Origin of the sequence: Phycicoccus sp., from assembly GCF_035325325.1 — a bacterium.
GTDB lineage: Bacteria > Actinomycetota > Actinomycetes > Actinomycetales > Dermatophilaceae > Phycicoccus.
The window spans coordinates 15,028-40,303 of record NZ_DAOLAC010000017.1 but is presented as its reverse complement, the minus strand read 5'-3'; the positions used below and the strand labels follow the sequence as shown (position 1 = coordinate 40,303).

At 75.4% G+C, this 25,276-nt stretch carries 22 protein-coding genes; 8 read left to right on the top strand and 14 right to left on the bottom strand.

Annotated features, from left to right (window positions below; translation table 11 throughout):
• Positions 1–22: 22 nt before the first annotated feature.
• The 5 genes from PKA89_RS11650 to PKA89_RS11630 form a co-directional block, all read right to left on the bottom strand.
• Entirely contained in the window at positions 23–1,420 is a 1,398-nt protein-coding gene (locus PKA89_RS11650) for an ABC transporter permease (protein ID WP_324419579.1), read from the bottom strand.
• Positions 1,417–2,220 carry an ABC transporter ATP-binding protein gene (locus PKA89_RS11645; RefSeq protein ID WP_324419577.1) on the bottom strand — a complete coding sequence of 268 codons (804 nt, stop codon included), beginning with the start codon at positions 2,218–2,220 and terminating at the stop codon, positions 1,417–1,419. The genes PKA89_RS11650 and PKA89_RS11645 overlap by 4 nt, the downstream gene beginning before the upstream one ends.
• Positions 2,221–2,310: 90 nt before the next feature.
• Complete coding sequence (locus PKA89_RS11640; protein WP_324419575.1) at positions 2,311–2,958, bottom strand: response regulator transcription factor; 648 nt, start codon at positions 2,956–2,958, stop codon at positions 2,311–2,313.
• Positions 2,955–4,121 carry a histidine kinase gene (locus tag PKA89_RS11635; protein WP_324419573.1) on the bottom strand — a complete coding sequence of 389 codons (1,167 nt, stop codon included), beginning with the start codon at positions 4,119–4,121 and terminating at the stop codon, positions 2,955–2,957. The genes PKA89_RS11640 and PKA89_RS11635 overlap by 4 nt, the downstream gene beginning before the upstream one ends.
• Positions 4,118–6,082 (bottom strand): TIGR03960 family B12-binding radical SAM protein, encoded by a 1,965-nt coding sequence (locus PKA89_RS11630; RefSeq protein WP_324419572.1) that lies wholly within the window; start codon positions 6,080–6,082, stop codon positions 4,118–4,120. The genes PKA89_RS11635 and PKA89_RS11630 overlap by 4 nt, the downstream gene beginning before the upstream one ends.
• Before the next feature lie 89 nt (positions 6,083–6,171).
• Between PKA89_RS11630 and PKA89_RS11625 the strand changes: the two genes are divergently transcribed.
• Entirely contained in the window at positions 6,172–7,548 is a 1,377-nt protein-coding gene (locus tag PKA89_RS11625; protein WP_324419570.1) for an NAD(P)/FAD-dependent oxidoreductase, read from the top strand.
• A 15-nt stretch (positions 7,549–7,563) separates the two neighbouring features.
• Entirely contained in the window at positions 7,564–8,142 is a 579-nt protein-coding gene (locus PKA89_RS11620) for a protein-L-isoaspartate O-methyltransferase (protein WP_324419568.1), read from the top strand.
• Positions 8,143–8,166: 24 nt separating this feature from the next.
• On the opposite strand, the gene PKA89_RS11615 is transcribed toward PKA89_RS11620, so the two are convergent.
• The 5 genes from PKA89_RS11615 to rbfA form a co-directional block, all read right to left on the bottom strand.
• Positions 8,167–10,041 (bottom strand): long-chain fatty acid--CoA ligase, encoded by a 1,875-nt coding sequence (locus tag PKA89_RS11615; RefSeq protein WP_324419566.1) that lies wholly within the window; start codon positions 10,039–10,041, stop codon positions 8,167–8,169.
• A gap of 87 nt (positions 10,042–10,128) precedes the next feature.
• Positions 10,129–11,310: an FtsW/RodA/SpoVE family cell cycle protein gene (locus tag PKA89_RS11610; protein WP_324419564.1), complete on the bottom strand. Its 1,182-nt coding sequence runs from the start codon at positions 11,308–11,310 to the stop codon at positions 10,129–10,131.
• On the bottom strand, positions 11,274–12,236 hold the full coding sequence (locus PKA89_RS11605) for a bifunctional riboflavin kinase/FAD synthetase (protein WP_324419562.1): 963 nt from the start codon (positions 12,234–12,236) through the stop codon (positions 11,274–11,276). Before PKA89_RS11605 ends, PKA89_RS11610 begins: the two co-directional genes overlap by 37 nt.
• A gap of 10 nt (positions 12,237–12,246) precedes the next feature.
• Entirely contained in the window at positions 12,247–13,173 is a 927-nt protein-coding gene (gene truB / locus PKA89_RS11600; RefSeq protein ID WP_324419560.1) for a tRNA pseudouridine(55) synthase TruB, read from the bottom strand.
• Positions 13,157–13,618, bottom strand: coding sequence for a 30S ribosome-binding factor RbfA (rbfA, locus tag PKA89_RS11595; RefSeq protein ID WP_324419558.1), 462 nt, complete (start codon positions 13,616–13,618; stop codon positions 13,157–13,159). Before rbfA ends, truB begins: the two co-directional genes overlap by 17 nt.
• A gap of 109 nt (positions 13,619–13,727) precedes the next feature.
• Here rbfA and PKA89_RS11590 point away from each other — a divergent pair, with 109 nt between their 5' ends.
• The 3 genes from PKA89_RS11590 (at position 13,728) to PKA89_RS11580 (ending at position 16,270) form a co-directional block, all read left to right on the top strand.
• Complete coding sequence (locus PKA89_RS11590) at positions 13,728–14,315, top strand: hypothetical protein (RefSeq protein WP_324419556.1); 588 nt, start codon at positions 13,728–13,730, stop codon at positions 14,313–14,315.
• A gap of 144 nt (positions 14,316–14,459) precedes the next feature.
• Positions 14,460–15,038 carry a copper chaperone PCu(A)C gene (locus tag PKA89_RS11585; protein ID WP_324419554.1) on the top strand — a complete coding sequence of 193 codons (579 nt, stop codon included), beginning with the start codon at positions 14,460–14,462 and terminating at the stop codon, positions 15,036–15,038.
• Positions 15,035–16,270, top strand: a complete 1,236-nt coding sequence (locus tag PKA89_RS11580) for a Dyp-type peroxidase (RefSeq protein ID WP_324419552.1) — start codon at positions 15,035–15,037, stop codon at positions 16,268–16,270. The genes PKA89_RS11585 and PKA89_RS11580 overlap by 4 nt, the downstream gene beginning before the upstream one ends.
• 98 nt (positions 16,271–16,368) lie before the next feature.
• Here the strand turns inward: PKA89_RS11580 and infB are convergent, their stop codons facing one another.
• From infB to rimP, 4 genes are all read right to left on the bottom strand, one after another.
• Positions 16,369–19,203, bottom strand: coding sequence for a translation initiation factor IF-2 (infB, locus tag PKA89_RS11575; RefSeq protein ID WP_324419550.1), 2,835 nt, complete (start codon positions 19,201–19,203; stop codon positions 16,369–16,371).
• Positions 19,204–19,296: 93 nt separating this feature from the next.
• The gene (locus PKA89_RS11570; protein WP_324419548.1) at positions 19,297–19,629 is read right to left on the bottom strand and encodes a YlxR family protein; all 333 of its coding nucleotides are present in this window, start codon (positions 19,627–19,629) and stop codon (positions 19,297–19,299) included.
• Positions 19,630–19,640: 11 nt separating this feature from the next.
• Positions 19,641–20,705 carry a transcription termination factor NusA gene (gene nusA / locus PKA89_RS11565; protein WP_324419546.1) on the bottom strand — a complete coding sequence of 355 codons (1,065 nt, stop codon included), beginning with the start codon at positions 20,703–20,705 and terminating at the stop codon, positions 19,641–19,643.
• 3 nt (positions 20,706–20,708) lie between these two features.
• A complete protein-coding gene (gene rimP, locus PKA89_RS11560) occupies positions 20,709–21,227 on the bottom strand; it encodes a ribosome maturation factor RimP (protein ID WP_324419544.1) in 519 nt (172 codons plus the stop codon).
• Between the two features lie 102 nt (positions 21,228–21,329).
• Between rimP and PKA89_RS11555 the strand changes: the two genes are divergently transcribed.
• Genes PKA89_RS11555 through PKA89_RS11545 form a run of 3 tightly spaced genes read left to right on the top strand, consistent with a single transcriptional unit; the run spans position 21,330 to position 25,173 of the window.
• The gene (locus tag PKA89_RS11555; protein WP_324419542.1) at positions 21,330–22,259 is read left to right on the top strand and encodes a hypothetical protein; all 930 of its coding nucleotides are present in this window, start codon (positions 21,330–21,332) and stop codon (positions 22,257–22,259) included.
• Positions 22,256–23,155, top strand: a complete 900-nt coding sequence (locus PKA89_RS11550) for an aminoglycoside phosphotransferase family protein (protein WP_324419540.1) — start codon at positions 22,256–22,258, stop codon at positions 23,153–23,155. Before PKA89_RS11555 ends, PKA89_RS11550 begins: the two co-directional genes overlap by 4 nt.
• Before the next feature lie 26 nt (positions 23,156–23,181).
• Positions 23,182–25,173 carry a thioredoxin domain-containing protein gene (locus tag PKA89_RS11545; protein ID WP_324419538.1) on the top strand — a complete coding sequence of 664 codons (1,992 nt, stop codon included), beginning with the start codon at positions 23,182–23,184 and terminating at the stop codon, positions 25,171–25,173.
• The last annotated feature ends 103 nt before the right edge of the window (positions 25,174–25,276 follow it).

Genomic DNA, 25,276 nt, shown 5'->3' with positions numbered 1-25,276 from the left:
CACCTCCCGCGCGGGAGCCCCCTCAGCGCTCGACCCGCAGCGCCTCGACCGGTGCGACCGAGACGGCCCGCCGCGACGGCGGCAGCGCGGCGACGAGGACGAGACCGAGGGCGGCGGCGGCGACCGCGCCGAGCACCGGCCAGGGCAGCCCCCAGACGAAGCCGTCGGTCTGCCCGCCGACGAGCGACTGCGCGCCGAGCGACCCGAACAGCACCCCGAGGACGAGCCCGAACGCGACCGCCGTGCCGGCCAGCGCAGCCGACTCCCGCGCGACCATCGAGCGGACCTGGCGGGCGGTGAAGCCGAGCGCCCGGAGCAGGCCGATCTCGCGGCGCCGCTGGATGACGGTGAGCGACATCGTGCTGACGAAGCCGACGGCCGAGATGACCGAGGAGATGACGACGATGGCGACGAGGATGACCGTCGTCGTCGTGAGCACCGCCTCCGCCTGGGCGCGCTGCCCGGCGCCGAGGTCGCTCCACGAGTGGACCGCCGTCTGCAGCGCCCGCATCCCGGAGGCGAAGGTGGTCACGAGGGTGACGCCGATGACCAGCCCCATCGTCGAGCGGGTGGTGCGCAGCCGGTCGGCGACCGCGGTGCGGCGGGCGATGCGGCTGGGCGGCGAGCCGCCGAGGACGCGGCCGGCGGCGACCACGAGGGCGGGGATGACGAAGCGCGCGCCCACGAGCAACCCGGTACCGCCCGAGGCCGACCCGGCGAAGGCGAGCAGGAAGCCCGCCGCGCTGCCCCCCTCGGCGACGGCCGCGGAGAGCACGAGGAGGAGGGCGCCGCCCGCCCCGAGGAGCGCGGCCACGAGCAGCCGCCACCGGCCGCTCACGGTGGTGGGCGGCGCGGCCGCCTCCGCGCTCGCCATGGCCTGGGCCGGCGAGACCCGCAGCACCCCGCGCGACCCGACCCAGCCGGCCAGGAGGGCCGTCACCCCGACGACCGCGACCGGCGCGAGGACCCACACGCTGGTCACCGGGTAGGCCGCCCGCGGCAGCGTGCCGCGGGCGACGAGGACGACGCGGAACGCGTCCGTCGCGGCCACCCCGACGACCGCGCCGAGGGCCGCCCCCACGGTCCCGACGACCCCGGACGCCCGCATCACCGACCCCCTCAGGGCCCGGCCGCGAGCGCCGAGCAGGCGCAGCAGCGCGACCTGCCGCAGCCGGCCGGCGACGACGGTGTCGACCGTGTTGACGATGACGACCGCCGAGACGTAGACGGCGACGAGGACGAACACCGTCGCGACGACGGCGAGGAGCACCCCGGCCGCGCCTCCCCCGCTCGCGTCGGCGAGCGCCTGGAGGAGGCTGCTCGCCGTCACGAGGACCGCCGCGTAGGCGCCGCAGAGGCCGGCGACGAGGCCGACCGTGCCGAGGTCGCGCCAGCCGCCGAGGACGAGGTCGCGCCTCACGCCGCACCGACCTCGAGCGTGACGAGCAGGTCGGCGATCTCGGCCGGCCCGAGCCGGGCGTGGTCGGCGACGACCCGCCCGTCGGCGAGGACGAGGATGCGGTCGGCGTGCGAGGCCGCGACCGGGTCGTGGGTGACCATGAGGATGGTCTGGCCGTAGTCGTCGACGGCGGCGCGCAGCAGGGCGAGCACCTCGCGCGAGGACCGCGTGTCGAGGTTGCCGGTCGGCTCGTCGGCGATGACGACCTGCGGTTCGCTCGCGAGGGCCCGCGCGATGGCCACCCGCTGCTGCTGGCCCCCGGACAGCGCCGAGGGCAGGTGCTCCGCACGGTCGAGCAGCCCGAGGCTCGTCAGCAGCCCCTCGACCCGCTCGCGGACCTCGGGGGTCACCCGCCGGCCGGCGAGCTCGAACGGCAGCAGGACGTTCTCGCGCGCCGTGAGGGTGGGCACGAGGTTGAAGGCCTGGAAGACGAACCCGACCTGGTCGCGGCGCACGAGGGTGCGCCCGTCGTCGTCGAGGGCGTGCAGCGGCCGGCCGGCGAGCCACACCTGCCCGCCGGTCGGGTCGTCCAGCCCGGCCGCCACGTTCATGAAGGTGGACTTGCCCGAGCCGGACGGGCCCATGACGGCGGTGAACCGGCCGGGCTCGACGTCGACGGTCACGGCGTCGAGAGCGCGGACGAGCCCGGTCCCCTCCCCGTAGTCGCGGGTCACGCCCCGGAAGGCGATGACGGCGTCGGGGCGGGCGGCGAGAGGACGGTCGGGGGCGGGTGACGGGTGCTGGTGCGGCGTGGTGGGCATGCCCTCGACGCTACGGAGGACACCCGCCCCGGCGCGTCTGCCGCAGGTCGTGACCCGGGTACCTCTCGAGGGGTACGCCGGCTCCCCCGCTCAGACCAGGTCGTGCTCGTAGGCGTAGACGACGAGCTGCACGCGGTCGCGCAGGCCCAGCTTGCCGAGCACCCGGGAGACGTGCGTCTTCACGGTGCCCTCGGCGAGGTGCTCGGCCGCCGCGATCTCGGCGTTGGACAGTCCCTGCGCGGCCCGCCGCAGGATCTCCCGCTCCCGCGGCGTGAGCGACTCGTACTCCGGCCCGGGAGAGCGACGACCGCGAGACCGGAAGCGTTCGACGAGGGCCCGGGTGGCCCCGGCCGCGACGACCTGGGTGCCGGCCGCGACGGCTCGCAGCGACGCGAGGAGCAGCTCGGGGTCGGCGGACTTGAGGACGAACCCGGAGGCCCCCGCCTCGATGGCCGACAGGGCCGCCTCGTCGAGGTCGAACGTCGTGAGCACGAGGACCCGTGGTGCGTCCTCCCCGAGCGCGTCGCGGAGGGCGGCCGTCGCGGCGACGCCGTCGACCCGCGGCATCCTCACGTCCATGACGACGACGTCGGGCGAGGTGCGCTCGACGAGGTCCAGCACCTCGTCCCCGTCCTCGGCCTCGCCGACCACCTCGAGGTCGGGCTGGGACCCGATGACCATGGCGATGCCGGCGCGGAACAGGTGCTGGTCGTCGACGAGGGCGACGCGGGTGCTCATCGGGTCTCCTCCGGCTCGGGCAGCTCGACGCGGACCACCCAGGTGCGCCCGTCGTCCTCGGGTCCGGCGACCACCCGGCCGCCGGCGGCCTCGACGCGCTCGCGCAGCCCGCGCAGCCCGTGCCCGCTGCCGGGTGGCCCGGGCCGCGAGACCGCGTTGGCGACGAGCAGCCGGTAGCCCGCGCCCCGGTCCTCCGCGACGCGCACCGGCGCCGCGAGGTCACCGTGCTTCAGGGCGTTCGTCAGGGCCTCGGCGAGCGCCGCCGTCGCGACGTCCGGGCGCGGCCCGGGGTCGCCGGTGCGCTCCAGGTCGAGGGTCATCCCCGACGCGCGCATCCGCTCGAGCAGCGCCTCGGGCCGGTGCAGGTCGAGCTCGGGCGGCTCCACGACCTCGGGGGCCCGCAGGCGGGTCAGCAGGCCGCGGACGTCGTCCATCGCGGAGCGGGCGGTCTCGCCGATCACCGCGAGCGCGTCCTCCGCGCGGTCCGGGTCGCCGCGCAGGGTGTAGCGGGCGCCGTCGGCCTGGGCCGCGACGACGGCCCACGAGTGGGCGACGACGTCGTGCATGTCGGTCGCGATGCGCACCCGCTCCTGCTCGAGGGCGACGAGGTCGCGCAGCCGGCGCTCCTCGGCGGCGCGCAGGCTCGCCTCGACCCGGGCGCGCAGGCCCTCACGACGCTGCCACCGGACGTACCCGCCGAGCCAGCCCCCGAGGAGGACGACCGCGGCGGCGGTGGCCATCGCGGCCCCCGAGAGCGCGGGCGAGCCGGTGCCCGAGGTGCGGGCGGTGTGCGTCGCCGCCCAGGCCCCCGCCCCGACGACGCCGAGGACAGCGCCGGCGAGCCCGAGGCGCCGGACCTCCCGCGCCGGGTGCGTGCCGAGGACGAAGGCCACCGGGGCGTAGGCGAGGTCAGCGAGGACGTTGACGTCGCCGACGACCACCTGGACCAGCGCCGCGACCGCGGACAGCGCGACGGCGGCCCACCACCACAGCCGGCGCACGACGAGCGCGGCCCCGAGGAGGACGGCGGCCGCCATCGACCAGCCGGACTGGGCCGAGCCGATGAGGACTGCGAGCACACCGAGGACCGACCCGATGGCCAGGTCGGCGAGCACGCCGCCACGCCCGGGGACGTCCTCGACCCAGACGTCCCCCGCGCTCACGGTGTCGCCGTCATCCGCTCCCGGCCGGCGCCGAGGACGGTCAGCGGCAGGAGCGTCTTGCCCGTCGGGCCGATCTCGATCTCGGTGCCCATCTGCGGGCAGACGCCGCAGTCGAAGCACGGGGTCCAGCGGCAGTCCTCGACCTCGGTCTCGTCGAGCGCGTCGAGCCAGTCCTGCCAGAGCCACTCCTTGTCGAGGCCGGAGTCGAGGTGGTCCCAGGGCAGGACCTCCGACTCCTCGCGCTCGCGGGTCGTGTACCAGGCGAGGCCGACGCCCTGGGCGCCGAGCTCGGCCGCGGCGGCGGCCATCCAGCGCTCATACGAGAAGTGCTCGGACCAGCCGTCGAACCGGCCGCCGTCGCGCCACACGGCCTCGATGACCCGGCCGACCCGGCGGTCGCCGCGCGAGAGCAGGCCCTCGACGATGCCGGGCTTGCCGTCGTGGTAGCGGAACCCGATCGAGCGGCCGTAGCGCTTGTCCGAGCGGATGGCCTCGCGCAGCTTGTCGAGCCGGGCGTCGGTCTCGTCGGCGCCGAGCTGCGCGGCCCACTGGAACGGGGTGTGCGGCTTGGGTACGAACCCGCCGATCGAGACGGTGCAGCGGATGTCCCGGCGCCCGCTGACCTCCCGACCGGTCTCGATGACCCGCTTGGCGAGCTCGGCGATCTGGAGGACGTCCTCGTCGGTCTCGGTCGGGAGCCCGCACATGAAGTAGAGCTTCACCTGCCGCCAGCCCGCGGAGTACGCCGCGGCGACGGTGCGGATGAGGTCGTCCTCGCTGACCATCTTGTTGATGACCTTGCGGATGCGCTCGGAGCCGCCCTCGGGGGCGAAGGTCAGGCCGGACCGGCGGCCGTTGCGGGTCAGCTCGTTCGCGAGGTCGATGTTGAAGGCGTCGACGCGCGTCGAGGGCAGCGAGAGACCGGTGTTCGTGCCCTCGTAGCGGTCGGCGAGGCCCTTGGTGACGTCGGCGATCTCGGAGTGGTCGGCACTGCTCAGCGACAGCAGGCCGACCTCCTCGAAACCGGTCGCGGCGAGCCCGCGCTCGACCATCTCGCCGATGCCGGTGATCGAGCGCTCGCGGACCGGGCGGGTGATCATCCCGGCCTGGCAGAAGCGGCAGCCGCGGGTGCAGCCGCGGAAGATCTCGACCGACATCCGCTCGTGGACCGACTCGGCGAGCGGCACGAGCGGCTGCTTCGGGTACGGCCAGGCGTCGAGGTCCATGACGGTGTGCTTGCTGACCCGCCACGGCACGCCCGGCCGGTTCGGCGCGACCCGCTGGATGCGGCCGTCGGGCAGGTAGGTGACGTCGTAGAACGCCGGGACGTAGACGCCGCCGGTGCGCGCGAGCCGCAGCAGCAGCTCCTCGCGGCCGCCGGGGCGGCCCTCCCGCTTCCAGGCGCCGACGATGTCGGTGACCACGAGCACGGCCTCCTCGCCGTCGCCGATGATCGCGGCGTCGACGAAGTCGGCGACCGGCTCGGGGTTGAACGCGGCGTGGCCGCCCGCGACGACGACCGGGTGGCTGTCGTCGCGGTCGGCCGCGTGCAGCGGGATGCCGGCGAGGTCGAGGGCGGTGAGCATGTTCGTGTAGCCCAGCTCGGTCGAGAACGACAGCCCGAAGAGGTCGAAGTCACCGACCGCGCGGTGGGCGTCGACGGTGAACTGCGGGACGCCGTGCTCGCGCATCAGCGCCTCGAGGTCGGGCCACACGGCGTACGTGCGCTCGGCGAGGGCGTCGGGGCGCTCGTTGAGCACTTCGTAGAGGATCATGACGCCCTGGTTGGGCACCCCCACCTCGTAGGCGTCGGGGTACATCAGGGCCCACCGGACGGTGCCGTCGCCGCCGACCTCCCACGGCTTGACCGTCGAGTTCAGCTCGCCGCCGACGTACTGGATCGGCTTGCTCACCTGCTCGAGCAGCGGCTCGAGGGCAGGGAAGAGGGACTCACCGGACATCCCCCAAGGGTAGGTCGCGGTTCTCACGAGCCCAAAACGTCCGGGGCCGCGGGCTGTCGGTGCGGGCCGGTGGATGACAGGCTCGGCGCATGAGCGAAGAGCAGCACGTCGACCTCGTCGTCCTCGGCCTCGGGCCCGGGGGCGAGTCCGTCGCCACCGAGGCCGCCAAGGCCGGCCTCACCGTCGTCGGCGTCGACGAGCGCCTCGTCGGCGGTGAGTGCCCGTACTACGGGTGCATCCCGAGCAAGATGGTCATCCGGGCCGCCGACGCGCTCGCCGAGGCCCGGCGGGTCGCTGACCTCGCCGGCAGCGCGACGGTCGCACCCGACTTCTCCCCCGTCGCCACCCGCATCCGCGACGAGGCGACGGACGACTGGGACGACGCCGTCGCCGTCGAGCGGCTGGAGAAGGCCGGGGTCACCTTCGTCCGCGGGCACGGGCGGCTGGCCGGCGAGGGCGTCGTCGAGGTCGCCGGGACGCGCTACGTCGCACGCGTGGGGGTCGTCCTCAACACCGGTACCGCCCCGGCCGCTCCCCCGGTCGAGGGGCTCGCCGACACGCCGTTCTGGACCAACCGCGACGTGCTGCGCGCCACCGAGGCGCCCTCGTCGCTCGTCGTCGTCGGCGGCGGGGCCATCGGCGCCGAGCTCGCGCAGGCCTTCGCCCGCTTCGGCAGCCGGGTCAGCGTGCTCGAGGCGGCGCCGCGCATCCTCGCCCTCGAGGAGCCCGAGGCCTCCGAGGTCGTCGCGGCCTCGTTCGCCCGCGACGGCGTGCAGGTGCTCGCCGGCGCCTCGATCCGCTCGGTCACGTACGCCGACGGCCGGTTCACCGTCGCGTTCACCGACGCCGACAGCACCGACCTCGACCTCGACGCCGACCGGCTGCTCGTCGCCGCGGGCCGGCGCCCCAACCTGCACGACATCGGCCTCGAGACGGTCGGCCTCGACCCGTCCGCCCGCTCCCTCGAGACCGACGAGCGGATGCGCGCCGGGGAGCGGCTGTGGGCCATCGGGGACATCACGGGCAAGGGGGCCTTCACCCACATGTCGATGTACCAGGCGGGCATCGCCGTGCGCGACCTCACCGGCACCGACGGCCCGTGGGCGAGCTACCACGCCGTCCCGCGGGTCACCTTCACCGACCCCGAGGTCGGGTCGGTCGGGATGACCGAGCAGCAGGCCCGCGACGCCCGGCTCACCGTGCGGGTCGGCACGGCAGCGCTCGCCGAGAGCACCCGCGGGTGGATCCACGGCCCGGGCGGCGACGGCGTCGTCAAGGTCGTCGAGGACGCCGACGCCGGGTACCTCGTCGGCGCCACGTCGGTCGGCCCGACCGGCGGCGAGGTGCTCTCGATGCTGGCGACGGCCGTCCACGCCCGGGTCCCCACCGCGGTCCTGCGCGAGCAGGTGCTCGCCTACCCGACCTTCCACCGCGCCGTCTCCAGCGCGCTCGCCGCCCTGGCCTGACCCGGGTCCCGCGTCGTGACCCCCGAGGCGGCCCTCGACGCGGCGTTCGCCGCGCAGCCGCGCGAGCGCTTCCTCCCGCCCGGGCTGCGCTCGGCCGCCGCCACCGACGGCCCGCTCGACATCGGGCACGGCCAGACCAACAGCCAGCCGCGCACGGTCCGGGCCATGCTGAGGCTGCTCGACGTCCGGGAGGGTCAGCGCGTCCTCGACGTCGGCTCGGGGTCGGGGTGGACCACGTCCCTGCTCGCCGAGCTCGTCGGCCCGGGAGGGACCGTGCTCGGGCTGGAGCGCGTCCCCGAGCTGGTCGCGCTCGGGACGGCCCACCTGGCGACGGCCGGCGTGCCCTGGGCGGCCATCCGCGCGGCCGACCCCGAGCGGCTCGGGGCGCCCGGTGACGGCCCGTTCGACCGGGTCCTCGTCTCCGCGATGGCGACGAGGCTCCCACGGGCGCTCGTCGGGCAGCTGGCGCCCGGTGGGGTGCTCGTCGTGCCGGTCGCCGGGCTGATGACCCGGGTCGCGCGCGGCGCCGGCCCCGGCGACGTCACGGTCACCGAGCACGGCCGCTACCGGTTCGTCCCCCTCGTCGGCGGCTGAGCGCCCGGCGGGCGTCCCGACGGGTCAGGACCCGGTGTAGTGGGCGTCGAGGACGTCCTTGTACCGGTCGGCCACGACCTTCCGCTTCAGCTTGAGGCTCGGGGTCAGCTCGCCGTCCTCGACCGTCAGGTCGCTCTCGAGGATGGTGAACTTCTTGATCGTCTCCCACCGGTTGAGGCCGGCGTTCAGCTCGTCGACGTAGCCCTGCACCATCTCGCGGCAGGCGTCCGAGGTGACGACGTCGCGGTACGAGGCGCCGGCCATCCCGTGCTGCGCGGCCCAGCCGGCGATGGCGTCGGGGTCGAGGGTGATGAGCGCGGAGACGAAGTTTCGGTCGGCGCCGTGGACGACGAGCTGGCTCGCGTACGGGCACAGGCCCTTGAAGGTCGACTCGATGACCGCCGGCGCGACGTACTTGCCACCGCTGGTCTTGAAGAGGTCCTTCTTGCGGTCGGTGATCCGCAGGAAACCGCGGTCGTCGAGCTCACCGATGTCGCCGGTGTGCAGCCACCCCTCGCCGTCGATGGTCTCGGCCGTCGCGTCGGGGTTGTTGTGGTAGCCCTGCATGTTGCCGGGGCCGCGGAGCAGGACCTCACCGTCCTCGGCGATCCGCACCTCGATGCCGGGCAGCGGCCAGCCGACCGTGCCGTACCGGTAGGCCTTCGTGCGGTTGACGAACGAGGCCGCGCTGGTCTCGGTCATCCCGTAGCCCTCGGCGATGAGCATCCCCATCGCGTCGAACCACCGCGCGACGTCCTGGTTGAGCGCCGCGGAGCCGGAGATGAAGAAGCGGATGTTCCCGCCGAACCGCTCACGGATCTTGCTCGCGACGAGCTTGTCCAGGACGGCGTGCTTGCGGGCGAGCATCCCGCCCGGCGCCTTGCCCTGCTCGCGCAGGATGCTCACCTCCCGGCCGGTCTCCGACGCCGCCCTGAAGAGCTTGAGCTTGAGGCCGCCCTCGGCCGCCATCATCATCTGGATCCGCGCGTAGGCCTTCTCGAAGATGCGCGGGGCGGCGCCCATGAAGGTCGGCTTCACGACGGCGAGGTTGTCGACGATCTTGTCGATCCGCCCGTCGATGGCCGTCGCGAACCCGATCTGCAGCGGCAGGGTGAGCAGGTTCTTGCCGAAGACGTGGGCGAGCGGCAGCCAGAGGTACTGGACGTCGTCCTCGGAGAGGATGTTGATGGCGTCGGTGGCCGCGCCCTCGTAGGTCCACGCGCTGTGCAGCAGGCGCACACCCTTGGGGCGGCCGGTCGTGCCCGAGGTGTAGATGATCGTCGCGAGCCGGTCGGGACGGATCGCGTCGACCCGGACGTCGACGGCCTGCGGGTCGCCGCCGAGGTACTCGCGGCCGAGCTGGCGCAGCTGGTCGAAGGTGAGGGTCCAGTCGTCGGCGTCGGGGACGCCCTCCATGAGGACGACCCGGCCGACGGCGGGGATCCGCTCGCGGATCGCGCGCAGCTTCTCGAGCTGCTCGGTGTTCTCGGCGAAGACCACGCGCGTCCCCGAGTCGGCGAGGATGAACGCGACGTCGTCGGCGATGGTCGTCGGGTAGATGGTCGTCGTCGCGGCGCCGGCCAGCATGTTCGCGAGGTCGGCGAGCGCCCACTCGTAGCGGGTTCCGGAGGCGATGGCGACGCGGTCCTCGGGCTCGACCCCGAGCGCGATGAGGCCGGCGGCGAGCTCGCGGACGACGACGTCGAGCTCGCGCCAGGTGACGGTGACCCACTGGTCGCCCGCGTCGGAGACGACGGCGTGGAGGAACGCCGGGCGGTCGCCCGAGGCCGCGACGCGGTCGCGGAAGAGGTGCGCGACGCTCTGCGCCGGGTGGTCGAGGACGGCGTGGTCGACGGGCTCGTCGGCGGGGGTGTGGATCTGCGGGGTGACCCGGAGCATCGTGCATCGTCCTCGGCGTCGGCGGCGTGGTCGGGGAATCCTGTCACACGGGGATGCCCGGAGGGAACGGTTGCGGTGAGCCGCCGGTCACGGGCGCGTCGGCGGCCTCCGCCGCGATCCCTGGGCGGCGTCGACGAGACCGACGGCGAGCCACGAGACGAGCATCGAGGACCCGCCGTAGGACACGAACGGCAGCGGGAGACCGGTGACCGGCAGCAGGCCGAGGTTCATCCCGACGTTCTGCACGACCTGCACGGCGAGCCACGTCGCCACGCCGACCCCGACCAGACGACCGAGGGCGTCCTCCGCGCGGGCCGCGACGACGAGGATCCGCAGGACGAGCACGCCGAGGAGCACGACGAGCCCGGCCGCCCCGACGAAGCCCAGCTCCTCCCCCGCGACCGAGAAGACGAAGTCGTTGAGCTGGAAGGGGACGAAGCCGCCCTGGGTGCGTGGACCGGCCATGAACCCCTGCCCCCACAGGCCACCACCCTCGATGGCCAGCCGCACCTGCCGCACCTGGTAGCCGGCGCCCTGCGGGTCGGCCGCGGGGTCGAGGAACGTGGTGAGCCGGGCCCGCTGGTAGGCGCTGAGCAGCGGCGTCGTCCAGGCGGCGACGGCGAGGCCCGCCGCGGCCGCCGTGAGCAGCGCGACCCAGCGCAGCGGCAACCCGCCGACGACGAGGACGACCGCACCGGCCGCCGCGAGCACGAGGGCGCTGCCGAGGTCCGGCTGGAGGACCACGAGCGCCGTCGGCACCCCGACCACGACGAGCCCGAGCAGCACCTCGCGGCGGCCGGGACCGGCGCCCCGGTCGAGCCGACCCGCGAGCAGGGCGGCGAGGGCGAGGACCACCCCGGCCTTGGCGACCTCGGCGGGCTGGAGGGTGAACCCGGCACCGAGCGGCAGCCAGGAGCGCGCCCCGTTGACCGTCGTCCCCAGCGGGGTCGGCACGAGGAGCAGGAGGACGACGGCGAGCCCCCAGACCCAGGGCGCCGCCGCCCGCACCCGGTCGCGGCCGGCCCGGGCCACGAGGAGGGCGAGCGCCAGCCCGACCGCCGCCGTCACGAGGTGCCGGACGAGGTAGGCCGACCCGGCCGTGCGCACCGTCGCCGACCACACGAGGAGGGCGCCGACGACCGAGGCCCCGCCGGCTGCGACGAACAGCCCGACGTCGTGCCGGGCCAGGCCGCCGAGAGCCCCGGAGCCGGGCCGGCGGACCGGGCCCCCGCTCAGGCGGGAACGATCTTGGCGAGCAGCTCGCGGCACCGCTCGACGTCCCCGGCCATCGCGTCCTTGAGCTCCTCGACGCTCTCGAAGCGCAGCGTCGGTCGGATGTGCTCGACGAACTCGACCATGACGGTCTCGTCGTAGAGGTCGAGGTCGTCGCGGTCGAGGACGTAGGCCTCGACGGCGAGCCGGTCGTGCGTGTCGAAGGTCGGGTTGGTGCCGACGCTGATCGCGGCCGGCATCGTGCGGTCGGGCTCGCCGTCGGCGACGCCGAGGCGGGTCAGCCAGCCGGCGTAGACCCCCTCGGCCGGCACGAGGCCGAGCGACTCGGCGGCCAGGTTGGCCGTCGGGTACCCGAGGCCGCGGCCGCGGTGGTTGCCGTGGACGACGGTGCCGACGACGCGGTGCGGACGGCCGAGGATGCGGGCCGCCTCGGCCACCTCGCCGGCGCGCAGCTCGCGGCGGATCACGGTGGACGAGTAGCGCTCGCCGTCCCCGACGTCGTCGAGGGCGATCACCTCGAAGCCGAACTGCTCGCCGAGGTCGACGAGGGTGCCGACGTCGCCGGAGTTGCGGTAGCCGAAGCGGGTGTCCATCCCGACGACGACGCAGCGCGCGTCGAGGCCGCGGACGAAGACCGAGCGGACGAAGTCCTCCGGGGTCTGCTGGGCGAACTCGGCCGTGAAGTCGAGGACGAGGAGGCCGTCGATGCCGGTCTCGGCGACGAGCTCGTCACGGACCCGGCCGGGGGTGATCAGCTCGGGGGCGCGCTCGGGGTGGAGCACCGCGACCGGGTGCGGGTCGAAGGTGATGGCGACCGCCGGGAGGCCGAGCCGCGCCCCCGCCTCGACGAGGGCACCGAGGACGGCCTTGTGCCCCCGGTGCACGCCGTCGAAGTTGCCGAGCGTGAGGACGCAGGGGCGCAGGGCCTCGGGCGTCGCGGCGGGGTCGGTCCATCGGTGCACGGGTGACACTCTACGAACTCGCGGGGGCGAAGGTGACGAGGGACCGCGCGGTGTCCTGCTCCTCGTCGAGCAGCGCGACGAGCGTGCCGTCCGGGGCGAAGGCCGCGACCGGCCCCGGACGCCCCGGGCGGGCCGACGCGATGCGCTGCCCGTACCCGAGGGAACGGGCCTCGGCGACGTCGAGGGAACGCGCCGGGAAGGCCGCCCGGGCGGCGTCGGCGAGCCGGACGACCGGCATCGGTTCGCCCTGGCGCGCCTCGAGCTCGGCGAGCGGGTGGGCGACGTCGAGCCCGAACCCCCCGACCCGGGTGCGGCGCAGGGCGGTGAGGTGGCCGGCGCTGCCGAGGGCGGTGCCGAGGTCGCGGGCCAGCGCGCGCACGTAGGTGCCGGAGGAGACGGTCACCTCGACGTCGACGTCGAGGACCGGGGTGCCGTCGACCTCCACGGGACGCAGCGCGCCGATGACGAAGCGGGAGACGGTGACCGGGCGGGCGGGTAGCTGGACGTCCTCCCCGGCGCGCACCCGGTGGTAGGCCCGCTCCCCCTTGACCTTGATGGCGCTCACGGCGCTCGGGACCTGCTCGAGGTCGCCGGTCAGCCCGGCCACGGCGGCCTCCACGGCGGCGCGCTCGAGGCCGACCGCCCCGGGGGCGCTCGTCACCTCGCCCTCGGCGTCGTCGGTCAGGGTGCCCTGGCCGAGGCGCACGGTGGCGGTGTAGTCCTTGTCGGCGCCGACGAGGAAGGTGAGCAGCCGCGTGGCCCGCCCCACGCCGAGGACGAGTACGCCGGTGGCCATCGGGTCGAGGGTGCCGGCGTGGCCGACCTTGCGGGTGGCGCACAGCCGCCGGGCGCGCGCCACGACGTCGTGGCTGGTCCAGCCGCCGGGCTTGTCGACGACGAGCAGGCCGTCCGGGGTCGGCTCAGCGGCCGTCGGCACCGGGCTCCCCGGCGTCGTCCTCGTCCTCGCGCTCGTGGCGGTAGGGGTCGGGCTCACCGGCGTACCGGGCGCCGGCCGCCGAGCGGGCCACCTCGGCGTCGCGCTGGCGCGCCTCCTTGAGGAGGTCCTCGAGGTGCGCGGCGTTCTCGGGGATGGCGTCGGCGATCCACTCGAGGGTCGGGGTGAGCCGGATGCCGAGCTGCTTGCCGACGAACGAGCGCAGCCGTCCCTTGTTCGCCTCGAGGAGGCGGGCGGTGGCCTCGCGCTGCTCCTCGTCGCCGAAGACCGTGTAGAAGAGCGAGGCGTGCTGGAGGTCGCCGGTCACCCGGACGTCGGTCACGGTGACGAACCCGAGGTCGGGGTCCTTGACGATCGCCTCGAGGTTCGCGGCGGTCAGCGTCTTGATGCGGTCGGCGACCCGGCGGGCGCGTGCTTCGTCGGCCACGGCTCCTCCTCGTGCTCGGCGGGAACGGGTGCCCCTCGTCCGGGGCCACCCCACCCTAGTGACCCCGCGCGGCGGACACCGACCCGGCGGGGTGACTACCATGCTCGCCATGGACACGGCAGGGGTCCCCGGGCTTCGCGCGGTGCGCGCGGCCCTGGCCCTGCTCGCCGTCTTCGGGGTCACGGCGGCCGCGCACCAGGTCGGTGGCGGGTCCCCGCCCGGACCGCTCGCCTTCGTCGTCCTCGCCCTGATCCTCGGGCCGGTGGTCTGGGTCGTGGTCGGTCGGCGCCTCTCGGCGGGCCGGCTGCTGCTGCTCCTCGGCGGCGCCCAGGTCGCCGTGCACGCCGGGCTCGTGGCGATGGCCCCGGGCCGTGGCACCGGCGCCGCGACCCACGTCCACGGCGGCCTCCCCACCGGTCTCGGCCCCGCGTCGTCGATGCCGATGCCGATGCCGATGACCCATCTCGACGCCCGGATGCTCACCGCCCACGTCGTCGCCACCCTGGTCCTCACGCTCGTCCTCTCCCGGGCCGAGGCGGCCCTCTGGCACGTCGTGTCGGGGCTGCTGCCCCGGGTCGTCGCGCCGCTGCGGCGCGTGCTCGTGCCGCGGCTCGCGGTCCCGCTCGTCCTCCTGCGCCCGGCCGCTGCGGCCCCGCGCCCGCTCGGGGGTCGCGCACCGCCGCTCGCGCCCGCCTGAGCCACCCCGCCGCCTTCCGGCCCCGGGGCCGGCTCCGAGCCGCCCGGCACGCACCAGGTGCGCCGGCCGGCTCGTCGCAGACCTGCCCGAGCCCTCCCGGGCGGCGCACCGGCGCGCCCGGCCAGCCAGGAAGAGACAATCTCCATGCACCAGACCATCTCCGCGACCCGTCGGGTCGCCCTCACGACGGTGCTCGCCGCCGTGGCCCTCGGGGCCGGCGGCTGCGGCACCGACACCACCGACACCTCCGCGTCCGGCGGGTCCGGCACGCCCTCGTCCACCGCCCTCGTCATCGACGACGGCTGGGTCAAGTCCGTCGACGCCCCGCGGATGGGCGCCCCCTCCCCGGCGGGAGGCATGTCGATGCCGATGAGCGCCATGTCCGGCACCCTGCGCAACCCGACCCGGTCCGACATCACGGTCACCGGTGGGTCCTCGCCGGTGGCCGGGACGGTGCAGCTCCACGAGACGGTCAAGACCGCCTCCGGCGCGATGCAGATGCAGGAGAAGAAGGGCGGCTTCGTCGTCCCGGCCGGTGGCACGTTCGTCCTGCAGCCGGGCGGCAACCACGTGATGCTCATGGAGCTCACCGCGGCCCTGACGAACGGCTCCACGGTGCCGGTGACCCTCACGACGTCGGCGGGCCCGGTGACCTTCACCGTTCCGGTGCGGGCGTTCTCCGGCGGCAACGAGACGTACAACCCCTCCCCGTCGAGCTCGTGACCCGGGTGGACCAGCACCCGGACGGGACGGCGACGGCGGCGAACGGGCCTCGCCGCCGAACCGTCCTCCTCACCGGCCTCGCGGGGGCCGGCGCCGGTGTCGTCACCGGCGCCGGCGCCGCGGTGGCCCGCGAGCGCGCGACCCCCGCACCGGACCTCCGGCTCGAGCGCGCCCGGGCGAGCGCCCGGCCGTTCCGGGGAGAGCACCAGGCCGGCATCCTCGAGGCGCCACCGCCGTACGCGGCCTTCGTCGCCCTCGACCTGCACGCCGGAGCCGACCGCGACGCGGTACGCCGGCTGCTCACGGTGTGGACCGACGACATCGAGCGGTTGACCGCCGGGCGCGGGCCGCTGACCGACCTCGAACCCGAGCTCGCGGCGGTCCCGGCATCGCTGACCGTCACCGTCGGGGTCGGGCCGCGCGTGGTGGCGCTCGCCGGGGCCGAGAGGCCGGCGTGGCTCGCGCCGCTGCCCGCGTTCCCGCAGATCGACCGGCTGCTCGCGGAGTGGAGCGGCGGTGACCTGCTCCTGCAGATCTGCGCCGAGAGCCCGACGACCGTGTCTCACGCCCAGCGCCGGTTGACCGCGGGGGTCGCCGACCTCGCGGCCGTCCGGTGGGTGCAGCGGGGGTTCCGCGAGCCCTTCGAGGGTCCGGGCGTCCCGATGCGCAACCTGCTCGGGCAGGTCGACGGCACCGTGCAGCCCGACGTCACCGGCCTGGACGCCGACCTGCTCTGGGTCGGCGACGACGGGCCGGCGTGGCTGCACGGCGGGTCGTCGGTCGTCGTGCGGCGGATCGGGATGAGGCTCGACGCGTGGGACCGGGTCGACCGGCTCTCCCGCGAGAACGCCATCGGCCGCCGGCTCGACACCGGGGCGCCGGTGACCGGCGGCCGGGTCGACACCCCCGCCGACCTCGAGGCGACCGACGAGCTGGGCTTCCACGTCGTCGACGACGCCGCGCACTTGCGCCGCGCCCACGCGGCGGCACCGCACGAGCGCTTCCTCCGGCGGCCGTACTCGTACGACGACGGCGTCGGCGCCGAGACCCACGTCGGGCTGGTGTTCGTCGCCTACCAGGCCGACCCGGTGCGCCAGTTCGTACCGGTGCAGCGCCGGCTGGCCGAGATGGACCTGCTCAACCTGTGGACCGTCCCGGTCGGGTCGGCGGTGTTCGCGGTCCTGCCGGGGGCGCGGTCCGGGGAGGTGCTCGGTCAGGCGATGTTCGCCTGACCGGCCCGCCCCACCGGTCCGCCGGTCGAGAGGAGAGAACACGCCGTGTGCCCGGTCGGGCACACGGCGTGTTCTCTACTGTCGACGGGTTGCTGCGCTCAGGCGCGCGGCTTCTCGCGCATCTCGTAGGTGGTGATGAGGTCCTCGAGCTGCAGGTCGTTGAAGGACCCGAGGTTGATGCCGCACTCGAAGCCCTCGCGGACCTCGGTGACGTCGTCCTTGAACCGGCGCAGACCGGCCACCTCGATGTTCTCGGCGACGACGACGCCCTGGCGGGTGATCCGGGCGCGGGAACCGCGCTTGATCTCGCCGCTGCGGACGATGGAGCCGGCGATGTTGCCGAACTTGCTCGAGCGGAAGATCTCGCGGATCTCCGCCGAACCGAGCTCGACCTCCTCGAACTCCGGCTTGAGCATCCCCTTGAGGGCCTGCTCGATCTCCTCGATCGCCTGGTAGATGACCGGGTAGTAGCGGATCTCGACGCCCTCGCGCTCGGCGACCTCGGCGTTCTGGCCCTCGGCCCGCACGTTGAAGCCGATGATGATGGCGTTCGAGGCCATCGCGAGGTTGATGTTGTTCAGCGTGATCGCGCCGACGCCGCGGTCGATGATCCGCAGGTCGACCTCGTCGCCCACGTCGATCTGGAGCAGAGCGTCCTCGAGCGCCTCGACCGAACCCGACACGTCACCCTTGAGGATGAGGTTGAGGGTGTCGACCTTCCCCTGGGCGAGGGCCTCGTTGAGGTCCTCCAGGGAGATGCGCTTGCGGGCCTTGGCCAGGCTCGCCTGACGGTCGGCCGCTTCGCGCTTCTCGGCGATCTGCCGCGCGGTGCGGTCGTCGGGAGCGACGACGAAGGTGTCGCCGGCCCGCGGGACCGAGGAGAGCCCGAGCACCTGCACCGGTCGCGAGGGGTAGGCCTCGGTGAGGTTCTCGCCGTGCTCGTCGAGCATCGCCCGGACGCGGCCGTGGGCCGAGCCCGCGACGATCGCGTCACCGACGTGCAGCGTGCCGGACTGGATGAGGACGGTGGCCGTCGCGCCGCGACCCTTGTCGAGGTTGGCCTCGATCGCGACACCACGGGCGTCGCGGTCCGGGTTGGCCCGCAGGTCGAGCGCGGCGTCCGCGGTGAGCAGGACCGCCTCGAGCAGGGAGTCGATGTTCTGCCCCTGCTTCGCGGAGACGTCGACGAACATCGTCTCGCCGCCGTACTCCTCGGCGACGAGGTTGTACTCGGTGAGCTGCTGGCGGATCTTCGCCGGGTTCGCGCCCTCGACGTCGATCTTGTTGACCGCCACCACGATCGGCACGTCGGCCGCCTGCATGTGGTTGAGCGCCTCGATCGTCTGCGGCATGACGCCGTCGTCCGCCGCCACCACGAGGATGGCGATGTCGGTGACCTTCGCGCCACGGGCACGCATGGCGGTGAACGCCTCGTGACCCGGGGTGTCGATGAAGGTGATCGCCCGGTCGACGCCCTCGTGCTCGCGGTGGATCTGGTAGGCACCGATGTGCTGGGTGATGCCACCGGCCTCGCCGCCCGCGACGTCCTCGTTGCGGATGGCGTCGAGGAGGCGCGTCTTGCCGTGGTCGACGTGGCCGACGACGGTGACCACCGGCGGACGGGCCTCGAGGTCGTCCTCGTCCTCGGTGTCGACCCCGAACTCGAGGTCGATGTCGAAGGAGTCGTAGAGCTCGCGCTCCTCCTCCTCCGGGGAGACCATCCGGATGTCGTAGCCGAGCTCGGTGCCGAGGACCTTGAAGGTGTCCTCGTCGAGGCTCTGCGTCGCCGTGGCCATCTCACCGAGGTGGAACAGCACGGTGACCAGCGAGGCCGGGTTGGCGTTGATCTTGTCCGCGAAGTCGCTGATGCTCGCACCCTGGCGGATCTGGACGATCGTCGAACCGTCGCCGCGCGGGACGCTGACGCCGCCGATCGACGGCGCCTGCATCTGCTCGAACTCGGCGCGCTTCGCGCGCTTGGACTTGCGGGCGCGACCGGGACGGCCACCGCCGCGGCCGAAGGCACCCTGGGTGCTCCCGCGGCCACCGCGGCCACCCGGGCCCCCGGGACGGCCGGCGAAGCCGCCACCACCGGGACCGCGGCCGCCACCGCCGCCGGGACCCCCGCGGGCGCCGCCACGGGCCGGGCGCTCACCCGGACGGGCGACGGCACTGCGGTCGGGCATCATGCCCGGCGTCGGGCGCGGCCCACCGGGACGGGGACCGCCGGTGCCGGCCGCGCCGCCCGGACGGGCACCGCCGGGACGGCTCTGCGGGCGCGGCATGCCCTGGCTCGGGGCGAAGGGGTTGTTGCCCGGACGCGGGGAAGCCTCGCGGCTGCGCCCCATGCCCTGGCTGGGCGCGTACGGGTTGTTGCCGGGACGCGGGCCGGACGGCCGCGGGCCACCGGGACGCGGACCCGGGGTCGCGCCACCCTCACGGGCGGCGGGGGCCGCCGGGGTGGCCGGAGCCTGCGGGGCCGCCGACGCCGGGGTCTCCGCGGCCGGAGCCGCGGGGGCAGCCGGAGCCGGAGCCGCGGGCGCGGGGGCGGCCGGAGCCGGGGCCGCGGGGGCGGGCGCCGACGGGGCCGGGGCCGCGGGGGCGGCGGCGGCCGGTGCACTCGGAGCGGCCGGCGCGGGCGCGGCCGGAGCCTCCGCCGCCGGAGCCTGCCCTGCCGGGGCCGCCGGGGCCGCCGGGGCCGCCGGCGCGGGGGCGGCCGGGGCCGCGGCCTTCTTCGCCGGGGCCTTGCGGGCCGGCGCCTTGGGCTCGGCCTTCTCGGCCGGGAACTTCTCGTTGTAGCGCCGGACGACCGGCGCCTCGATCGTCGAGCTGGCGCTCTTGACGTACTCACCCATCGCGTTCAGGCGCTCGAGGACGACCTTGCTGGTCTCCCCGCGCTCCTTCGCGAGTGCGCTCACACGGACTTTAGACACATCTCTCCTGTCCAGGTCCGTGCCGGGGCGGCGCGGACCGTCGTTACAGCTGGGGGGTGCTCATCGCTGAGTACTCATCGGGTGCTCATCGCGTTAAACCCGCTTCCGGTCTTCGTTCTCTGACGGTGATCCCTGCGTGAGGTCCTCGACCCATCCGCGCACCGCGCTGGTGTCCGGGGCGGCCGCGGATCGCAGCGCGCGCCCGAACGCCCGGCGGCGTTCGGCGAGGTCGAGACACGAGACGCTCGGGTGCAGCCAGGCGCCGCGCCCCGGGCGACGGCGCCCGGGGTCGGGGACGACGGCGGGGCCGCTCTCCCCCTGCCCGAGTACCACTCGCAGGAGTGCCGACCGGCTATCCGTCCCACGGCACCCGATGCACGTGCGCACGGGCCCCGCTGGCCGGAGTCCAGTCCGGTCGGTCCCCACCAGTCTACCGCCTACGCGGGTCCGGGCGCGTCGCCGGTCTCGGAGGACGTGCTCGGGGCGGCCTCGGTGTCGGGTCGGATGTCGATCCGCCAGCCGGTGAGCTTGGCCGCCAGCCGGGCGTTCTGGCCCTCTCGTCCGATGGCCAGCGACAGCTGGTAGTCGGGGACGACGACCCGCGCGGCGCGCAGGGCGGGATCGACGATGTCGACCGCGCTGACCCGGGCCGGCGAGAGCGCGGCCGCGATGAACTCGGACGCGTCGGGTGACCAGTCGACGATGTCGATCTTCTCGCCCTGGAGCTCGGCCATGACCGCGCGCACCCGGCTGCCCATGGGGCCGATGCAGGCGCCCTTGGCGTTGAGCCCCGGCACGGTCGAGTGCACGGCGATCTTCGTGCGGTGCCCTGCCTCGCGGGCCAGGGCCGCGATCTCGACGCTGCCGTCGGCGATCTCGGGCACCTCGAGGGCGAAGAGCTTGCGGACGAGGTTGGGGTGGGTGCGCGACAGCCCGATCTGCGGACCGCGCAGCCCGCGCTTGACCGACACGACGAAGGTGCGCAGCCGCTGGCCGTGCTGGTAGCTCTCGCCCGGGACCTGCTCGGCGGCCGGGAGGATGCCCTCGACGGTGCCGAAGTCGACGAGCACGTGCTGCGGGTTCGGGCTCTGCTGCACGACGCCGGCGACGATGTCGCCCTCCCGGCCCTTGAAGTCGCCGAGGATGGCGTCGTCCTCGATGTCACGCATCCGCTGGACGATGACCTGGCGCGCGGTCGAGGCCGCGACCCGGCCGAAGCCGCTCGGCGTGTCGTCGAACTCGGGCCCGAGCTCGCGGCGGGGCTTGGCGGGGTTCCCCTCCTCGTCGACCTCACCCTCGGGCGCCGGCACCTCGGTCTCCTCACGGGCCCAGATGACGACGTGGCCGGTGCTGCGGTCGAGCTCGGCCCGGGCGTTGCGGTAGTGGCCGTCGGTGCGCTGGTACGCGAGGAGGAGGGCCTGCTCGATCGCCGGCACGATGACGTCGAGCGAGATGCCGCGCTCACGCTCCAGCGCACGCAGGGCGGCGAGGTCGATGTCCACGGGTCAGCTCTCCTTGGGGTCGTCGTGGCGGGCGAACTCGACCTCCACGGTGGCGCGGTCGACGTCGGCGTAGGCCAGCTCGACCGTGCGGGCGGGGGTCTTGGCGGTGCCGGTGACCTGCACGGTCGCGGTGGTGCGCGTGGCCGCGACGAGCCGGCCGGTCGTCTCGCCGTCGGCGGTGCGCGCGGTGACGAGCCGGCCGACGTTGCGCTGCCAGTGGCGCGGGAGGGTCAGCGCGCGGCCCACCCCCGGTGAGGAGACCTCGAGGGTGTACGGCTGCTCGCCCATGACGTCGCCGGCGTCGAGGGCGTCGCCGACGGCGCGGGTGGCGTCGGCCACCTCGTCGAGGGAGAGGGGCTCGGTGGGGACGTCGACGCGGTCGACGGCACCGAGGTCGCGGTCGAGGAGGACCCGGACCACCCGGCGCTTCCCCGCAGGGGTCACGGTGACGTCCTCGAGGACGAGACCGGTGCCCTCGAGGCCGTCCTCGAGGACGGGACGGACGCGGTCCGCGGTGGCCATGACGCCGGGCTCCTCTCCCTGTGCAGTTCTCGTGCCGGCACGAGCCGGGCCACCCACTCTAGGGCCCGCCGGGGCGCTCGTGCACCGTGGCATGATGGCGCGGTGCCGGACCAGGACCCCCGGCGCCCGGGGCGGCGCCTGCTGCTCGCCGGGGTCGGGTCGGCGCTCCTGCTCCCCGTCGCGGGCTGCGGCATCCGGCTCGAGGACGACGCCCCGCGGCTGCCGCTCGTCCCCACCCGTCGGCCGGTGCCCGCGGAGGCGCTGCTCGTCGCCCTGACCCGCGAGTGCGACCGCCTCGCCGCGTCGGCCGCCCGCGCCACGGACCCCACGGCGGCCGCCCTGGCTCCGCTCCACGCGCGCCAGCACACCGTCCTGCGCGCCACGCTGCTCGGCCAGGGCGTTCCGGCGTCGGGCCTCGACGAGCCCCGGCCCACCGCGTCCCCCGTGGTGACCGTGTCGCCGGTCCCGGTCACCTCTGCGGCCCTCGCGCGACTCGAGGCGCAGTCCGCCGCCGCGGCGACCCGCTTCGCCGACGTCGAGACGTCCCTGCTGCCGACGGTGGCCGCCCTCCACGCCCAGCGCTACGCGGCGGCGGTGGTGCTCGGCGTCCCGGTCTCGGTGACCGGCCCGCAGGTGTCGGGCACGGCCGTCGACCGGCTCGCCGCGGCCACGGACGGCGCCCGGTACCTCGTCCAGGTCGCGGCAGCGCGGTCCGCCGGGTCCCGCCGGTCACGGGCAGTGGCCACGCTCGGCGCCCTCGACGACCTCGCCGGCGACCTCGTGCGGCCGGACCAGCCCGCCCCCGCCCTCGGCCGGCCGCTGCCGTACCCCGTCCGCACCGCGGCCGACGTGGACCGCCTCGTCACCGAGGTCCTCGGCGACCTGCGGGCCACGCTCGGGGCCGAGCTGGCCGGGCTCACCGCCACGGACGCCGCCGGCGGCCTCGCCGCCGCCTCCCGCTGGCTCGGCACCGTGGAGGTCGAGGCGCACCGGTGGGGCCTCCTGCTCTCCCCCTTCCCCGGCCTCCGGTGACGCCCGTCGATCTGCCGCCCGGCTGGGTCGAGCGGGTGTCGGCCTACCCCGCGGACGGCGGACCGTCCGGCGCGGAGTGGGTGCGCACCGTTCCCCGGCTGGTCGACGAGGCGCTCGAACGCTGGGACCTCGCGCCCGACGGGCCGCCCCGCACCGGGTGGACCGCGCTCGTCCTTCCCGTGCGCCGGGGCGACGAACCGCTGGCCCTCAAGGTCGTGTGGCCCCACCCCGAGGCGGTCCACGAGGCGCTCGCGCTGCGCACCTGGGACGGGGCCGGCGCGGTCCGGCTCGTCGCGGCGCGGCCGTCCGGGGGCCAGCTGCTCCTCGAGCGACTGGACGCCGACGCGGACCTCACCGGCGGGTGGGACGAGGAGGCCTGCGCCGTCATCGGCGGGCTGCTCCGGCGGCTCCACGTGCCGGCGCCGCCCCGCCTGCCCCGGCTGGCGGAGTACCTCGCCCCCCACCTCGAGCGGATGGCGAGCCGGCCCGCGGTCCCCCGCCGTGTCGTCGACCGCACCCGGGGCCTGGCCCGCGACCTGCTCGAGGGCGCGGTCCCCGAGGCGCTGCTCCACACGGACCTGCACTACGAGAACGTCCTGCGCCGGGCGGACGGCGCCTGGACGGCCATCGACCCCAAGCCGGTGGCCGGGCACCCCGGCTTCGACCTCTGGCCGGCGCTGCGCAACCGCCTCCCCGAGATGGGCACCGGCGCCGCCCTGCGCTGGTCGGTACGCCGCCGCCTCACGGTCCTCGCCGAGGCGGCTGGGCTCGACGAGGACGAGGCCCGGGCCTGGACCCTGCTGCGCGCCGGCGTCGAGGTGAGCTGGGCGAGCGTCGTGGAGGGCGAGGACGGCCTCACCGCCTGCGTCGCCCTCCACAAGGCCCTCGACGGCTGAGCCGGCCGGGCGCCTACGGTGGGTGGATGGCGAACCGGCTCGCGGCCTCCCTGTCCCCCTACCTGCTCCAGCACGCCGACAACCCCGTCGACTGGTGGGAGTGGGGCGACGAGGCGTTCGCGGAGGCGCGCCGGCGCGACGTGCCGGTGTTCCTCTCGGTGGGGTACGCCGCCTGCCACTGGTGTCACGTCATGGCCCACGAGTCCTTCGAGGACGAGGAGGTGGCCCGGGTCGTCAACGCCGCGTTCCTGCCCGTCAAGGTCGACCGGGAGGAGCGCCCCGACGTCGACGCGGTGTACATGGCGGCCACCACGGCGCTGACCGGCCACGGTGGCTGGCCGATGACCTGCCTGCTCACCCCGGCCGGCGACCCGTTCTTCGCCGGGACCTACCTCCCGCGCGAGCAGCTGCTCGGGCTCCTGGAGAACGCCTCGCGGGTGTGGCGCGAGCAGCGCGACCAGGTACTCGAGTCCGGAGCCCACGTCGCGCAGCGGCTGCGCGAGGTGACCGGTCCCCCGGCGGCGTCGCCGGTGCCCGCCTCGGTCCTAGACCGCGCCGTGACCCGGCTGCGCACCGACCACGACGACGCCCGCGGGGGCTTCGGCGGCGCCCCGAAGTTCCCGCCGTCGATGGTCCTCGAGTTCCTCCTGCGCCACCACGCGCGCACCGGCTCGCCCGACGCCCTCGCGATGGTGCGCTCGACGGCCGCCGCCATGGCCCGGGGCGGGATGTACGACCAGCTCGCGGGTGGCTTCGCGCGCTACTCCGTGGATGCCGGCTGGGTGGTGCCGCACTTCGAGAAGATGCTCTACGACAACGCCCTCCTGCTCCGGGTGTACGCCCACCTGTGGCGGGCGACCGGCGACCCCCTCGCGCGTCGGGTCGCCGAGGAGACCGCCGCGTTCCTCGTGCGCGACCTGCGCACCGGCGAGGGGGCGTTCGCGTCCGCGCTCGACGCGGACACCGTCGTCGACGGGCACTCGCACGAGGGCCTGACCTACGCCTGGACGCCGGCCCAGCTCGCCGACGCGCTCGGCGCGGACGACGGCGCGCGGGCGGCGGCCCTCCTCTCGGTCACCGCGGACGGCACCTTCGAGGCCGGCAGCTCGACCCTCCAGCTGCGTGAGGACCCGGAGGACGCCGCGTGGTGGGCACGGACCCGCGAGCGGCTCCTCGCGGCTCGGGACGCCCGCCCCCAGCCCGCCCGCGACGACAAGGTCGTCACCGCGTGGAACGGGCTGGCCGTGGCCGCGCTCGCCGAGGCCGGCGCCCTCCTCGACCGGCCCGACCTCGTCGAGGCGGCGACCGGGGCCGCGGCGTTCGTCCTCGCCACCCACGACGTCGACGGGGTGCTGCGCCGCACGTCGCGGGCCGGGCAGGTCTCGTCCGCGTCCGCGGTCCTCGACGACCACGCGGACCTCGCCGAGGGACTGCTCGCCCTCCACCAGGCGAGCGGGGAGGCCCGGTGGCTCACCGCCGCCCAGGACCTGCTCGACCGTGCCCTGGCCCGGTTCGTCGACGCCGCCGGCACCCTGCACGACACCGCCCACGACGCGCCGGCGCTGTTCGCCCGGCCGGCGAACCGCAGTGACAACGCGGAGCCGTCCGGGGCCTCGGCCCTCGCCGGCGCGCTGACGACGCTGGCGGCGCTCACCGGGTCGACGCGGCACCGGGAGGCGGCCGAGCGGGCCCTCGAGGCGTGCGGGAGCGTCGCGGCCGCCGAGCCCCGCTTCGCCGGCTGGGCACTCGCGGTGGCCGAGGCGCTGCACGCGGGGCCGCTCCAGGTGGCGGTCGTCGGCGACGGCCCGCAGGCCCGCGCCCTCCTCGGGCAGGTGCGCCGGTCGACCTCGCCCGGGCTCGTGCACGTGGCGGGTGCACCGGACTCCCCCGGCATCCCGCTGCTCGCGGACCGGCCGCTCGTCGGCGGGTCGCCCGCGGCCTACGTGTGCCGGGGTTTCGTCTGCGACCGACCGGTGACCGACGCCGACGCCCTCGCGGTCCTGCTCACCGGCGCCTGAGGGGCGGCCGCCGCCCCACGGGAGGGTGCGGCCTCACCGTGGGGCGGCCCCCGCGGACACCGGGAGGCACAGAGGAAAGGCGACCGGCGGCCGTGCACCGGCC